This is a genomic window from Mycolicibacterium mageritense, assembly GCF_010727475.1.
GTDB classification, from domain to species: Bacteria; Actinomycetota; Actinomycetes; order Mycobacteriales; family Mycobacteriaceae; genus Mycobacterium; species Mycobacterium mageritense.
The window spans coordinates 6,830,990-6,845,610 of sequence record NZ_AP022567.1; the positions used below are offsets into that span (position 1 = coordinate 6,830,990).

At 67.4% G+C, this 14,621-nt stretch carries 13 protein-coding genes; 5 read left to right on the forward strand and 8 right to left on the reverse strand.

Going from position 1 to position 14,621, the window contains the following annotated elements; genetic code table 11:
• Window positions 1-85 precede the first annotated feature (85 nt).
• On the forward strand, window positions 86-2,017 hold the full coding sequence (locus G6N67_RS32935) for an ABC transporter ATP-binding protein/permease (protein ID WP_036439810.1): 1,932 nt from the start codon (window positions 86-88) through the stop codon (window positions 2,015-2,017).
• A 28-nt stretch (window positions 2,018-2,045) separates the two neighbouring features.
• Entirely contained in the window at window positions 2,046-3,956 is a 1,911-nt protein-coding gene (locus tag G6N67_RS32940) for an ABC transporter ATP-binding protein/permease (protein WP_036439809.1), read from the forward strand.
• Here the strand turns inward: G6N67_RS32940 and G6N67_RS32945 are convergent.
• From G6N67_RS32945 to G6N67_RS32955, 3 genes are read right to left on the reverse strand one after another with little or no spacing between them, the layout of a single operon-like run.
• Entirely contained in the window at window positions 3,953-5,446 is a 1,494-nt protein-coding gene (locus G6N67_RS32945) for an FAD-binding protein (protein WP_036439807.1), read from the reverse strand. The genes G6N67_RS32940 and G6N67_RS32945 overlap by 4 nt on opposite strands.
• Complete coding sequence (locus G6N67_RS32950) at window positions 5,443-5,937, reverse strand: VOC family protein (protein ID WP_036440717.1); 495 nt, start codon at window positions 5,935-5,937, stop codon at window positions 5,443-5,445. The genes G6N67_RS32945 and G6N67_RS32950 overlap by 4 nt, the downstream gene beginning before the upstream one ends.
• 51 nt (window positions 5,938-5,988) lie before the next feature.
• The gene (locus tag G6N67_RS32955) at window positions 5,989-6,678 is read right to left on the reverse strand and encodes a TetR/AcrR family transcriptional regulator (protein WP_036439805.1); all 690 of its coding nucleotides are present in this window, start codon (window positions 6,676-6,678) and stop codon (window positions 5,989-5,991) included.
• Window positions 6,679-6,782: 104 nt separating this feature from the next.
• Here G6N67_RS32955 and G6N67_RS32960 point away from each other — a divergent pair, with 104 nt between their 5' ends.
• The gene (locus G6N67_RS32960) at window positions 6,783-7,226 is read left to right on the forward strand and encodes a nitroreductase/quinone reductase family protein (RefSeq protein WP_036439803.1); all 444 of its coding nucleotides are present in this window, start codon (window positions 6,783-6,785) and stop codon (window positions 7,224-7,226) included.
• Between the two features lie 28 nt (window positions 7,227-7,254).
• On the opposite strand, the gene G6N67_RS32965 is transcribed toward G6N67_RS32960, so the two are convergent.
• The 5 genes from G6N67_RS32965 to G6N67_RS32985 all read right to left on the reverse strand — a co-directional run bounded on the left by G6N67_RS32965 (window position 7,255) and on the right by G6N67_RS32985 (window position 12,080).
• The gene (locus tag G6N67_RS32965; RefSeq protein ID WP_036439801.1) at window positions 7,255-7,935 is read right to left on the reverse strand and encodes an Rv1815 family serine proteinase; all 681 of its coding nucleotides are present in this window, start codon (window positions 7,933-7,935) and stop codon (window positions 7,255-7,257) included.
• Between the two features lie 143 nt (window positions 7,936-8,078).
• Window positions 8,079-8,699, reverse strand: a complete 621-nt coding sequence (locus tag G6N67_RS32970) for a LysM peptidoglycan-binding domain-containing protein (protein ID WP_036439799.1) — start codon at window positions 8,697-8,699, stop codon at window positions 8,079-8,081.
• 238 nt (window positions 8,700-8,937) lie between these two features.
• Window positions 8,938-9,858, reverse strand: a complete 921-nt coding sequence (locus G6N67_RS32975) for a sterol desaturase family protein (protein WP_036439796.1) — start codon at window positions 9,856-9,858, stop codon at window positions 8,938-8,940.
• Between the two features lie 18 nt (window positions 9,859-9,876).
• On the reverse strand, window positions 9,877-11,427 hold the full coding sequence (locus G6N67_RS32980) for a carboxylesterase/lipase family protein (RefSeq protein ID WP_036439793.1): 1,551 nt from the start codon (window positions 11,425-11,427) through the stop codon (window positions 9,877-9,879).
• Window positions 11,424-12,080, reverse strand: a complete 657-nt coding sequence (locus tag G6N67_RS32985; protein WP_179976772.1) for a vWA domain-containing protein — start codon at window positions 12,078-12,080, stop codon at window positions 11,424-11,426. Before G6N67_RS32985 ends, G6N67_RS32980 begins: the two co-directional genes overlap by 4 nt.
• Before the next feature lie 157 nt (window positions 12,081-12,237).
• Here G6N67_RS32985 and G6N67_RS32990 point away from each other — a divergent pair, with 157 nt between their 5' ends.
• Together G6N67_RS32990 and G6N67_RS32995 are read left to right on the forward strand one after the other, a co-directional pair.
• Window positions 12,238-13,485 (forward strand): acyl-CoA dehydrogenase family protein, encoded by a 1,248-nt coding sequence (locus G6N67_RS32990; protein WP_036439791.1) that lies wholly within the window; start codon window positions 12,238-12,240, stop codon window positions 13,483-13,485.
• 17 nt (window positions 13,486-13,502) lie between these two features.
• The gene (locus G6N67_RS32995; protein ID WP_036439789.1) at window positions 13,503-14,594 is read left to right on the forward strand and encodes a hypothetical protein; all 1,092 of its coding nucleotides are present in this window, start codon (window positions 13,503-13,505) and stop codon (window positions 14,592-14,594) included.
• The last annotated feature ends 27 nt before the right edge of the window (window positions 14,595-14,621 follow it).

Below are 14,621 nucleotides of genomic sequence, written 5' to 3' on the forward strand. Positions count from 1 at the left end.
CGCCGCGACCGGGCCCGCCGGCGATTTCCCGGTGTGCCCGCACCCAGAAAAGGCCACATCGCGAATGTCGGGGTACCTTGCCGGAATGGAGATGTTCACTCCGTCGCTCGACTGGAGCAACGAGCTGGGCGCATCGCTGAAGTGGATTGCCACCGTGTGGCTCTACACCGCGGTGCCCACCCTGATCGTGCTCGTGGTGCTCGGGATTTTCACGACGTGGGGCCGGCAGTGGTGGCGCATCACCGGCGCGTATTTCACCGGACGCGAGAGCCTCGTCGTCTGGGTGTGGCTGGCGGTCCTGCTGCTGTCGGTGGTCGGCGGCGTGCGCATCGACGTCCTCATGAGCTATTACGGCAACGACTTGATGTCCGCGGCGCAGACCGCGTTCGAGGGCATGGGTGCCGGCAACGAAGCCGTCAAGCAATCGGGTGTCGACGGGTTCTGGTGGGCCCTGATCCACTTCGGCATCCTGGCCACGATCCACGTCGTCCGCGTGATGCTGGACCTGTTCCTGATGCAACGCTTCACGCTGAGATGGCGCGCGTGGCTGACGGCGCGGCTGACGGGTGACTGGCTGGACGGCAGGGCGTACTACCGCGGGCGGTTCATCGACGACACGATCGACAACCCCGATCAGCGAATCCAGTCCGACATCGACATCTTCACCAACGGCATCGGCCCGCTGCCGAGCAACCCGAACACGTTCACCAAGAGCACGCTGCTATTCGGCGCGATCGACGCCATCGTCAGCGTCGGTTCGTTCACCGTGATCCTGTGGAACCTGTCGGGCGACCTCACACTGTTCGGCTTCACCCTGCCCAAGGCGATGTTCTGGATCGCGTTCGCCTACGTCCTGGTGGCCACCGTGATCGCGTTCTGGGTCGGCCGTCCGCTGGTCCGGTTGACCTTCAACAACGAGAAGTTCAACGCCGCGTTCCGCTACGCGCTGGTGCGCCTGCGCGACGCGGCCGAGGCCGTCGCGTTCTACCGCGGCGAGATCGCCGAACGGCTGCAGCTGCGACAGCGATTCGACCCTGTGGTGACCAACTACAAGCGCTTCATCAACCGGTCCGTCAAGTTCTACGGCTGGAACCTGACGGTGAGCCAGATCATCAATCCCCTGCCGTGGATCATCCAGGGCCCGCGCATGTTCGCCGGCGAGATCAAGCTCGGCGACATCTCGCAGACGTCGTCGGCGTTCGGCAGCATCCAGGACGGGCTGTCGTTCTTCCGGAACAACTACGACGGGTTCGCCGGCTGGCGCGCCTCGATCCTGCGTCTGCACGGTCTCGTGGTCGCCAACGAAGAGAGCCGCGCGCTGCCCCAGCTGACCGTCGAACCCAGCGAGAGCTGCCTCGTCGAACTCGAGGACGTCGACATCCACACGCCTACCGGCCAGCCCCTGATCGACACCCTGAACCTGCGGTTGGAAAGCGGTGACACGCTGATCATCACGGGCAAGTCGGGCAGCGGGAAGACCACGCTGCTGCGCAGCCTCGCCCAGCTGTGGCCTTACGCCACCGGCACGTTCCGCTGCCCGCAGGGCGTCGAGGAGACGATGTTCCTGTCGCAGCTGCCGTATGTCCCGCTCGGTGACCTTCGCGCGGTGGTGTCCTACCCGAAGAAGCCGGGCGAGATCTCCGACGAGGATCTGCAGTGGGCCTTCGACCAGGTGGCGCTGCCGCAGTGCACCCAGCGGCTGTCCGAGGTCGCGGACTGGGCCAAGGTGCTCTCCCCCGGTGAACAGCAGCGCATCGCGTTTGCCCGCGTGCTGCTGACCAAACCACGGGTGGTCTTCATGGACGAGGCGACCTCGGCGCTCGACGAGGGCCTGGAGTACACGCTCTACGCGTTGGTGCGCAAACAACTGCCGGACACGATCCTGGTCAGCGTCACCCACCGCAGCACCGTGGGTCAGCATCACGAGCTGCACCTCGAACTGCTCGGCGAAGGGCGTTGGCGTTTCGGTGAAGTCGACAACCGCGATGCCAACCCGGCGTTGGTAAAGCAGTCGTAGCGGGGCCGTAGCCGGTAACTTCCCCGCCATGGACATGTTCACCCAGTCGCTGGACTGGGGCAACGAGATCCTGGCGTCACTGTGGTGGGTGGCCAAGGCGTGGGCCATCAGTGTGGTGGCACTGGTCGTGGTGTCGGCGCTGCTCGCGCGGTTCACCACGTGGGGCAGACAGTTCTGGCGCGTCACGGGTGGCTATTTCGTTGGGCGCCAAAGCCTTCCCGTGTGGGCCCTGCTGGGCGTGCTGATGGCGTCGGTGATGATCTCGGTCCGCATGGACGTGCTGTTCAGCTTCTACCTCAACGACCAGTCCACCGCGCTGCAGGTGGCGTTCGAGGGAGTCGCCGCAGGCAACGACGCGGTGCGGGATTCGGGCGTCGCCGGGTTCTGGAAGTCGATACTGATCTTCGCGATGCTGGTGACCGCCGACATCACCCGCACGGTGCTGGATCTCTATCTCATGCAGTACTTCATCATCCGGTGGCGGGTGTGGCTGACCCACCGCTTGACCGGCGACTGGCTCGATGACCGGGCCTACTACCGCGGCCGGTTCCTGGCGGCGTTCGACGGCGAGCCGGTGGACAACCCGGATCAGCGCATCCAGCAGGACATCGACGTGTTCACCACGGGCACCGGCCCGGAGACCAACACCCCGACGGTGGCCACGTCGCAGACCCTCGTGTTCGGCACGGTGTACGCGATCGTGTCCGTGGTGGCGTTCACGCCGATCCTGTGGGATCTCGCGGGCCCGCTCGACCTGTTCGGCGTGACCGTGCCCAAGGCGCTGTTCTGGATCGCACTGCTGTGGGTTGCGGTGACGACGGTGGTGGCGTTCTGGATCGGCAGGCCGATCATCCGGCTCACGTTCCGCAACGAGTTGACCAACGCGGCCTTCCGATATGCGCTCGTGCGCATCCGCGACGCCGCCGAGGCGGTCAGCTTCTACCGCGGCGAGGCCACCGAACGTCGTACGCTCGCAGCCCGATTCGGCCGCGTGATCGAGAACTACCGCAGGCTCGTGCTGCGCGGTGTGGCGTTTCTCGGCTGGAACCGGTCCATCAGCCAGGTCATCGAGCCGCTGCCGTTGATCGTGCAGGCACCGCGCCTGTTCGCCGGTGAGCTCAAGCTCGGCGATGTCACGCAGTCGGCAAGCGCATTCAGCTCGGTGCAGAGTTCACTGAGCTTCTTCCGTGCCGTGTACGACGCGTTCGCGGGTTACCGCGCGGCCATCATCCGCCTCGACGGGCTCGTCACCGCGAACGAACAGGCTAGGGCGTTACCGCGATTGGCCGCCGAACCCAGCGCCCACGGCGGCATCGAACTCGACGCGATCGAAGTGCATTCGCCGACCGGCGAAGTTCTCGTGACCAACCTCGACTTGCAGCTCGCGCCGGGCGACTCGCTGGTCATCACGGGCCCGTCGGGCACCGGCAAGACCACCCTGCTGCGCAGCCTGGCCCAGCTGTGGCCGTACAGCTCCGGCACAGTACGGTTTCCAGATCAGGGGGCGGTGATGTTCCTGTCCCAATTGCCCTATGCCCCACTGGGCGACCTGCGCGCCGTGGTGAGCTACCCGGCAGCGGCGGGAACGTACCCCGACGACGAGATCCGCGACGCCCTGCAGACCGTCACGCTCGCGCACCTGACCACCCGACTGGACGAGGAGTCGGACTGGTCCAGAGTGCTCTCGCCCGGCGAGCAGCAACGCGTGGCGTTCGCCAGGGTGCTGCTGGCCGGGCCCCGCGCGGTGTTCCTCGACGAGTCGACCTCGGCGCTGGACGCCGGTCAGGAGTACGCCATGTACGCGGCGTTACGGACGCGCCTGCCCGAGACCATCGTCGTCAGCGTCAGCCACCGCGAGAGCGTCAACCTGCATCACGCGCGGCAACTTGACCTGCTCGGTGGCGGCCAGTGGCATCTGACCGCCGCCGAGACACCCTAGCCGGCAACGCTTTTCGTGTGCGCCGCGGCATGCGCGCCGGCCCGTCGACCGAAGAACGACCCCTCGCCGAGCTGCACGCCGCTGGCATAGCCCTTGCCGTCCTGCGCGATGTTCGACGCACATGCCCCCGCCGCGTACAGGCCCGGTACCGCGCTGCCGTCCTCCCGCAACACCTCACCGTCCACCGAAACCGCGAGACCGCCCATGGTGAAGCCGGAATACATCGCGACGCCCAGCGACAGGTCGAAGACCGCCCAGGGCCCCTTGTCCTGGGCCGCAAGGTATTCCGGCTGCTTGTGGAAGTCCGGATCCTCACCCGCGGCCGCGTTCTTGTTGTAGCGCTCCAGCGTCGCGGCCAGCCGGCCGGCCGGAATACCCAGCGCGGCTTCCGCTTCCGCGATGGTCTCGAAGCCGTCGAGGAACTTGATCAACGGCATCTCGGGCATTTGCATGTGCGCCTCGTCGACCACCAGATACGCGCTCTGATCCGGTTGCTCGAGGACGAACGCCGAGGTGCGGGAGTGGTAGGAATCCTCGGCGACGAACCGGTCCCCGTTCTTGTTGACGATGACGCCGGTGATGAGAACCTCCGGCGGGTAGGCCGCCGCCGTGATGAACTTCTGATCCAGGTTCACCGCGACCCCGCCTGCCGACACGCCCATCCGGATACCCAGGCCGTCGTCATTGGGGTTGCCCAGGATGTAGGGCGCGACCGTGCCGTGGTGCTTGGTGCGCCGTTCCTGCCCCAGTTCTGGGGTGTACTCGGCGACCATCTCGGGGTTCATCGCGAACCCGCCCGCTGCGATGACGACCGAACGGGCCTTGACCGCACCGGTTTCGGTGAAGTGCTTCCAGCGCACGCCGACGACGGCGCCGTCCTCGACCACGAGGTTGGTGGCCCCTGTCTCATAGCGGAACTGCACACCCAGGTCGTCTGCCCGCTTGAGCAACAGGTCGATGACCATCGCCGCGCCGCCCAACTCGCCGGGCACCGGAACCGAATGGCCGCGGGGCGCGGGCTTGGCCTGCTCGAAGAACGGCCAGACCTTCTCGTTGCCGGTGTAGCTGAGGCCTTCGGTACCGGGCGGCACCACCACCTTGCCCTTGTAGAAGCTGCGCTCGAACTGGAAGCCCAGCGCCTCAAGCCAATTGAAGTGTTCGACGCTGCCGTCGCAGTAAGCGCGGATCTTGTCCAGATCGGGGTCGGGGGTCACCGCGACCAGGTATTTGTACATCTCCTCGGCCGAGTCCTCGTGACCGGTCGCCTGCTGCACGGCGGTTCCGCCGCCGAGGTAGAAATGCCCGCCTGCCATCGCGGTCGTCCCACCGGCCGCGGCGGCCCGTTCCAGGACCAGCACCCGGGCACCCGCGGCCGCGGCGCTCACCGCCGCGCACCCACCTGAGATGCCGAAACCGATCACCACCACGTCGACCTCGTCGGACCACTCCGTGATCGTGGCCGCGTCGACGGTCTCGGGGATGTCTTTCATTGCTGCTCCTGCTTCACGTGGTCGAAGAACGCCCGGATCTCGGGCGGTACATAAGCGATCTCGAGATACGGCACGCCGGCTTCGGCTGCCGAGAGGTAGGCGAAGCGCATCCCGCCGGGCATGACGCCGTGTGCCACCGCGGGCGTGCCATCCCGCTCGGCGGCGGCGAGCCTCGCGTCGAACGCATCGGCGTCGGCGACTTCGACGCACACGTGGTGCAGTCCGGGCCCGTTGGCGGCGAGGAACTCGGCGTACACGCTCTCACCGCGCACCGGCGCGATCAGCTCCAACTGCGTGTCACCGGCATAACTCAGCGAGATGTCGGCCACGAAGTCGGCGGGTGCGCCGCGGTGCGTGCAGGCCTCAGGGGCGAAGTGCACCCCGGGCAGGCGTACCCACCGTCGCGCACCCAACATTGCGGTCAGCGCACGTTCGGTGTCATCCAGCTCGCGAGTCACCCACGCGATCTGGACAGGTGTCTGAATCAGCATCGCCATGAGGATATCTCCGCCACGCGCCGATTGCTAGAACGTGTTCTAGTTTCAGCTCGCCGATTTCGGCGGGGCCACGGCATCGATCAGCAGCCCGACCTGAAGGTCGAAAATCTGCCGCGGATCGGTCAGGGTATCCGCACCGTACTGACCGAACACCTCGAGGCTGACCGCACCCACCAGGGTCGCCCACAGCGCGAAGCACCTGGCCACCACGGCGTCGTCGCCGGAAAAGCCGAACTCGGTCCTGATGCGGTCGAAGTCCGATGAAAGTGGCTGCGCCACACGGTCGTTGCCTTGTTCAACCTCACCTGCGGCGATTCCGTCGGCCAGCGCGGCGAACAGCTCGCCGACCACTCGCGTGCCGGGCCCCACCGTGCGTTCGGCCGGCGCGTGATAACCGGGCACGGGGCTGCCGTAGAGCAGCGCCCAGCGTGCGGGCTGCTCGACCGCCCAGCCTCGGACCGCGTGCGCGATCGCGCGAACCCGGTCCCGCCACGGCAACCCGGCCGATGCCGCCGCCACGGCGTCGGCCAGCTCGGTGTAGGCGTCCACCACCAAAAGCGTGAGCAGGTCGTCCCGGCTCTGGACGTAGCGGTACACCGCCGACGACACCATGCCGAGGTCACGCGCGACGGCACGCAGCGACAGGCCGGCCGCGCCTTCGGTGACCAGGTGCCTGCGGCCGATCTCGACGATCGCGGCCTCGATGCGCTGCCTACCCTCCTGACGCTTGCCCATGCCGCAGAGTGTGCCAGATCCGAGATCACTGCTCTTGAATTATCCGCACATCCGTGCCAGGCTTTATCAAGAGCAGTGCTCTCGAAAACTCACAGGAGGTAGATATGACCACGCGTTACGACGCGCCCGGCCGGGTGGCCCGGGTCGGCAACGATGTGATCCGGCGGCTCGCCGAGGCCGGTGTCAGCATTGCGGGATCCACGGCGCTGCAGGTGCGCGGCCGGCGCAGCGGTGAGCTGCGCAGCGTGGTGGTCAACCTGCTGACGGTGCAGGGCCGCACGTATGTGGTCGCGCCGCGTGGCACCACGGAGTGGGTGCGCAACGCCCGCGCGGCAGGCGAGGTGTCGACCGGGCCGCGGTGGCGGCGCAGGCGTCACCGGGTCGTCGAGGTCGCCGACGATCAGAAACCACCGCTGCTGCAGCGCTATGTCGATCGCTGGTTCTGGGAGGTCAAAGGCCACATCGGTGGCTTGACCCCACAATCCACGCCTGCCGAATTACGCGCCGCCGCACCGTCGATCCCGGTGTTCGAACTAGTGAGTGCGTGAGCAAGGCTGCGGCACAGCCCAATTGGCGTCAACCCGAGGCTTGGCTGACGTCGCCCTGCCTGGCCTGGCCGCTGGCGTTCTGCCACGCCACCGCGGCGGGATAGTCGCCCCAGGTGCTGTTGAACATGCCCACGATCGCGGCTCGGCCGTCGGGCGTGACGACGTACACCGGTCCGCCCGAATCACCCTTCTGACTGACGACGCCGTGCGCCATGGTGAACCAGCCGTTGTTGACCGCTTCGATGTTGCCGCAGCTCTCGCCGGTCACCACCCCGAAGTGGCATACCGCGAGCCCCGGCGTCGGGACGATCGCCGGATCTTCCACGAGCATCCGCCCGCCCGGCAGGATGTTGTTGACCGCCACGTCGCCGGCAAGCTGGATGGTCTCCCAGTCCGAGATCACGTGATTGGTGTCGATCGTCGCGCCGTCAGGCGTGTTGTCCCGGAACAGGCTCTGATGCCCGATGAAGTTCCCGTCGCGGTCCCCCACCGGCCCACTGCCCCGACAATGGCCCGCGGTGAAGGCCACCCGGGAAATCGGATCGACGAAGCCCAACGTGCACACATTGGTGTCCTGATGGATCTCCATACCCGGGTAGACCAGAACGCCAGGCGTCGCCGAGGCGGGGGCCGCCCACAGCAGCGATCCGGCCAATGACGCAGCCGCCGCGAGGACGGTCGGCAAACCCCGACGCCGTGGCTGACGCACGACTGGCCTCCGATCGATATGGGACGTGTGGGGTACAAGGGTACCGGCGGTGCCTGTGTGTCACATCATTCCGGCCGATATTGCGTCTCGGTGAGATGACGACGGCCCGGACCTCAGCGGTCCGGGCCGTCGGAAAACGCAGGTCAGGGAATCGTCAGCACCTGACCCGGGTGGATCAGGTCCGGGTTGGCGATGCCGCTGGCGTTGGCGATCTCCTGGTACCGGTTGCCGTCGCCGTAGAAGCGCTCGGCGATGGCCCACAGCGTGTCACCGGAGACCACCGTGTAGGTGCGAGGCTCGGGAGCCGGCGGCGGTGGCGGCGGCGCAGCGGGCTCCGGCTCGGGAGCCGGCGCGGGCGCGGGCTCTTCGACCGCGGCCGGTGCCACCTCGGGCTCGGGCTCGGGGGCCGGCGCCGGTGGCGGCGGCTCGGAAGTCTCGGTCTTCGACGACCACGCCGGACCGTCCGCGGCGTAGAGCACGAGATTGCGGTCGTCCTGCAGGACCAGCTTCACGTCCTTCTTGCCCTTGGTGTCGGTGTGCCACACCGGCTTGTCGGGCGTGTAGAGCACGAAGTTGCCGTCGGTCTGCACCTCGGCACGGACCACGTCCTGGCCGTTGGTTTCCGTCGACCAGACCGCCTGGTCACCGCGAACGTAGAGAACCAGGTTGCCGTCATCTTGAAGCGTCAGTGTGTAAGCGCCGTTGTTGGAGGTGAGCGAGCCGCCCTTCTCCAGCTTCTGGCCCTCTGTCAGTGTGTCTCCCACCCAGTTACCCCTTTCGTGACCTGATTACCGGTTCGGCACCGGCACCCGCCGAGCTTACTGATGCCTGCCTGCATTGTGGGTGATTCCGCTCGGCGGAATTCAAACGTCAGGAGAACAGTTGGCGGCAGTTGGTGCCGCGCACGCAGGAATACCGCAGAATCCGACTGTGCCCGCAGCGCATCCACTCTCGGCGTTCTACTGAAATCCATTGCCGGCATGAAGGTTTCGACGACCTCGATCACGCCCGGTCTGCCACCCCGGCCGGCGTCTGCGGTGCGGGGTGCCATCCCGGCGGGCCGAACGCATAGCCGAACCGATCGGCCCACCGCGTTGCGCCGCGGATGTCGCGCGCGATCGCCACGTATTCGTGGGTCTGCAACCTCCAGATGTTGAAGGTGTCGACAGGCTTGGTGAGTCCGTAATGGGGCCGGAACAACTCGCGCTGGAACGTGCCGAACAGCCGGTCCCAGACGATGAGGATGCCGCCGTAGTTGCGGTCCAGGTACTGCGGATCTCGACCATGGTGCACCCGGTGGTGCGACGGCGTGTTGAAGACGAATTCTATTGGCCGCCAGAGTCTGTCGATTCGCTCGGTGTGCACCCAGAACTGATAGATCAGGTTGACCGAAAAGCTCGCGAACACCAGCCACGGCGGGATCCCCAACAGTGGCAAGGGGATCCATGCGACGATCTCACCGCTGTTGTTCCATTTCTGCCGCAGTGCGGTCGCGAAGTTGAAGTACTCGCTGGAGTGGTGCGCCTGATGGGTGGCCCAGATCAGCCGTACACGGTGCGCCGTGCGATGGTAGGCGTAGAACAGCAGGTCGACACCCACGAGGGCGAGCACCCAGGTGTACCAGCGGTCTCCCGGCAGGTGCCACGGTGCGACATAGGTGTACAGCACGGCGTACCCCAGCAGCGCAACGAACTTCCAGGCTGCCGTGGTGGCGACCGACACCAGCCCCATCGAGATGCTGGCCCATGCGTCCCGCGGGTGGAATGCGCCCGCAGGCGGGCGCCCGCCGGCCTCGATGTGCTCAAGCCTGCGAGCCGCGGTCCATTCGATCGTCAGCAGGATCAGGAAGAACGGGACCGCGAACAGCACGGGATCCCGCATCTGCTCCGGCAGCAGATCCAGCACGGACCGCAGCGCGTCCATATCGACCCCTTCGTTCGGCTACCGGAAGTTCAGCACCTCACTGCCCCACGCGGTGCGCAATTCACGGTCAAGGTCGGCGACGGTCTTGTCCTGCTTGTCGATCACCAGCGTCGCCCGATCGTCGTGGCGGTAGGGCCGCCACACCGGCTCGCCCGGCGCACCGTCGGGCTGGGCCGTCGCGGCGAAGTTGACCCAACGCCGGCGCATGCGTCGCGAGACCGCCTTTCCGTGCTTGAGACCGCCCAGCTTGAACGTCGGATCCTTGGGCCCCGCAACCAGATTGCCCCATACATACGGCAGCTCGGTGGCATGCGCGGCGCCCAGCCGGAGCAGCCGCAGCATCGGAGTCGAGAAGTCGAACCGGTAGAGGTATACCGGCGCCACCGTGCTGTGTCCTTCGGTGAACCACAGCGTCGGCATCCGGAACCCGATGTCGCGGGCCACTCCCATGCCGCGGGCCTTCGTGCGCAGGCCCGAGTAGGCCGACTGGATCTGCGCCTCGCTGGGCAGTTGCAGACCGGGCTGCTCGGCCGCGATGCCCTCGAACATCGCCCGGATGGCCTCGGGCGTGATGGGCATGAGCGGCGACTTCATCCACCGGAACAGCGCAGCTTCGTGCTCGTTGGTGCCGATGATCAGTGGCACGCGGTGGGTCCGCCCTTCGCGCGCGAGTTTGACGGGATAGTCCGGTACCACGTCACCATCGACGATCGGCGCGAACGCCAGCGTGCCGGGGCTCTGCGACGGTACGCCGTTGAAAACCTCCTTGGTGGCGGCCAGGATCGCCGCGACGGGGATGTCGGCCAGCCGACCGCCGTCGCTGCCCAACTGGTCGAGCACCTGCTCGGCGACCCGGCGCGACCGTGCGGCGTCGTAGACCGACGTCGCAGGCGAACTCTGCGCGATCGCCCCGGAGAACAGGCCTTCCGCGGCCGGGCTTGCCAGCAGCGTCGTGACGATCCCGCCACCCGCCGACTCCCCGAAGAGCGTGACCCGGTCCGGATCGCCCCCGAACGCCGCGATGTTGTCGCGCACCCATTCGAGCGCGGCGAGCACGTCGCGCAGCCCGAGGTTGGTGTCGAACCGCATGCCCGCCGTGCGCGATGGCGAGCCCGCCTCGGACAGGTCCAGGAATCCGAACGCCCCCAGCCGGTAGTTGACGTTGACGACGACGACGTCGCCCTCACCGGCCAGTACCCCGCCGCGGTACAGCGGCTGGTTGGCCGAGCCCAGCACGTAGGCACCGCCGTGCACCCACACCATGACGGGCTTGCCGTCGCCGGGAGTGCTGCCCGAGGGCGCCCAGATGTTCAACCGCAGGCAGTCCTCGCCTTGCGCGCCACCCAGGTCGAGGGGTATGCGCGGGTCGGTGACCTGCGGGCACACCGGACCGACCCTGGTGGCGTCCGCGACCTCGGTCCACCGGTGCGGTGGTTGCGGTGCCCGCCAACGGAGTTCACCTGCGGGAGCGGCGGCGTAGCGGATACCCAGCCAGGCCTTGGTCGTACCGTCGTCGACACCGCGCACCGGTCCGTAGGCGGTCTCGACCACCAGATCGTCGCTCGTCACACCGTTCCCTTTCCGCCGTCCTGCGCGGCCTCCCGGTCCGCAGCGGAGAATCCCTCGACCGCAGCGCCCGGCGCCGCCATGCGTTTGCGCGACACGTAACCCGCCGCCGCGGCGAAGGCGTTGCTCACCCCGGCCCCCGACGCTCGATAGGTGATCGACTTGTCGGCCGCGATGCCCAGCCCGCGCCCGATCGCGACGGCGTCCATGTTCGCACCGAGAAACAGGAAATCCCAGGCATATTCGGACTCCTGGCGGCGGATGACCGCGCGAATGGCCTCGTGCGTCCATTCCTTGCTGGAGTTCTCGTGCCCGTCGGTGAGGACGACGACGACCACCTTGCCGGGGCGTTCGTGCTCGGGCAGCGCGGAAAGTTCCGCGCCGACATCGGTGACGAGTCGGCCGAGCGCGTCGTACAGCGCCGTCGCACCGCGCGGCTGCAGCTCCAGCCGCGGCACGGCACCGATCTCACGGTTGGCGTACACCACGTCGTAGTCGGTGTCGAACTGCGCGAGCGTCACATGCACCGTGCCGGGCGTGGCTCGCTGCTGATCGATGAACGCGTTGAATCCGCCCTCGGTGTCGGCCTTGATGGATTCCATCGATCCAGACCGGTCGAGAAGTACGGCGATCAGAGTCCGTGTCGGGTCTGTCATGGTTGCTCCTCGCTGACGCAACTAGGTGAACTCTGCCACGGTACGCAGCAACCATCGACACGGCCTGGACCGGCCATTTCCGGCCCGGCCCCGGACAAACATTCTCGGTGGTCGCAAACCTCGGCACGGCCGCGGACCGACCGTAGCGTCGGCGCCCATGACCGTCACCGCACCGGAGATCACCGATGTCCCATTTCTGAGTACGCCGCAGGAGGCGCTCGCCGCCGCCGATGCGCTGAGCGCGGAGCTGGCCGACGGCAGCGCCGAGCGTGAACGCTCGGGTGCCTCGCTGCTGCCGCAGCTGCGGCGGGTCGCCGAATCGGGCCTGCTTGGCATCGTGGTACCCGCCGAGCACGGCGGGCCGGGCCTGCCAGCGGCGACGAAGGTCGACGTGCTGCGTCGGCTGTCGCGCGGCGACGGTGCGGTCGGCCAGCTGCTGTTGTCGCATTTCGTTATCGGGCAAGCCATTTCAGGGCTCGGCCGACAGGAGCCCGCCAACCGCATCTATGCCGACATCCTCGCCGGCGCCCAGCTGGGCAACGCCAGCGCCGAGCGGGGCACCGCGACAGCGCTCGACCGCCGCGTCACAGTCGCCAAGCGCGACGACGGCAGTTGGGTGCTGAACGGCACGAAGTACTACGCCACGGGCGCGCTCGGCGCAACCTGGATCGCGGTGGCCGCTGTCATCGCCGACCGCGCCGGCGAGACCGCGACGGTGTTCGTGCGCCCCGACCAGGACGGTGTCACGCTGGCCCTGGACAAGTGGTCGGCATTCGGCCAGCGCGGCACCGCGAGCGGTGAGGTACGGCTGGCCGATGTCGTTGTCGACGGCGATCTGGTCGTCGAAGAGGGTGCGGCGCCGGACCCGGTCGACGGCCCGCCCAGTGTGCTCGGTGCCTACGACCAGGCCTTGCACGCCGCCGTCGACATCGGAATCGCCCGTGCCGCACTGGAAGACGGTGCCGCGTTCGTGCACACCACATCGCGGCCGTGGAAAGAGGCGGTGCTGGCCGGGGTGTCGCGTGCCGACGAGGAACCGCATGTGGTGCGGCGCTTCGGCGAACTGACAGCGCGGCTGTACGCACTGGAGGCGCTGTTGGCCGCGGGCACCGCGGTGGTGGACCGAGGCCTGGCCGAGGACGAGCTGTCGCGGGACACCGCGGCGGAGGCGTCGCTCAAGATCGCGGCGGCCAAGGCACTTGCGCAGGAGTACGCCGTCGAGATCGCCAGCGGCATCTTCGAACTGACCGGCACCTCGGGAACCGACTCCGCGGTGAACCTCGACCGGCATTGGCGCAACGTCCGCACGCACTCACTGCACGATCCGGCCCGCTGGAAGTACGTGCACCTGGGCAATCACACGCTGCGCGGCACTCGCCCGCCCCGGCTGGGCCTGGTGCTCTGACGGGAAAGCGGCCAAACATGAGCTACGACAAGAAGTTCTACCTCACCGGAAGCATCAACCAGCCGACGGTCGCCGATGCGTTCCGATTCGTCGGCATCAAGCTGCAGGGCGCCGCGACGGGCGAGACACGAGTGAGCCGGGTGCCCGACGGTGAACCGGGCGACCGGGCAAACTGGGTACTCACCCAGACCCCGCATTTTCTGGACAACCCGACGCTCGACGTGGTCGAGGTCGATGGCCGACGCGTGGCCCGGCTGCGTCCCGGCACCACTGCGGCCGACGTGACGTTTCCGGGATTCGACTACCAGGACCACGCCATCGCGTCCTATGAGTTGTTCCGTGCCGCCCGAGCCCGCGGTGAGTTAGCCGCGGACTCCAAGTTTCTGGTGTCGATTCCGACACCGTTCAACGCCGTGAACTTCTTCGTCGAGTTCGGCTCGCAGGTCGAGGTGGCCCGCGCCTACGAGAAGCCGCTGAAGGACAGTGTCGACGCGATCCAGGACACGATCCCCCATCGGGATCTGGTGATCCAGTGGGATCTGCCGATCGAGGACGCCACGATCGAGGGCTGGTTTCCGAACCCGTACCGCGACTTCGAGGAGATCTACGCCGTCACGGCACGCGCCGCTTCGTGGGTGCACGACGATGTCGAGCTCACCTTCCATCTCTGCTATGGAGATTCGAAGTTCGGGGCGTCGCCGTTCATGGGTGATCCGCCCGACGACGAAGCCGCGGCCCGCGGCGGCAGGCACATCTATCCGCGCGACGCCTCGGTGATCGTCGCGGTGGCCAACGGGTTGTCCCGCCACGTCGCACGCCGCATCGACGCCTTCCAGGCGGCGACCGTGACCACATGGAACAAGCTTGCCCATTGGCAGCCGTTAGCCAGTCTGGCCATCGAACCAGAGACCGAGTTCTACCTTGGTCTGGTGCACGCCGAGGACGGCGCAGCCGGAGCCCGGTACCGCGCGGCACTGGCCGCCAAGTTTCTGGACCGGTTCGGGCTGTCCACCGAGTGTGGCCTGGGCCGGCATTCGCCTGAACAGCTCGACGCGGTCACCGATGCGGTCGCGGAACTGTTCGCGGAGCGAGAAGCCGCACTGACCTGACCCGACACCGCGTCGGATATGTTGGTG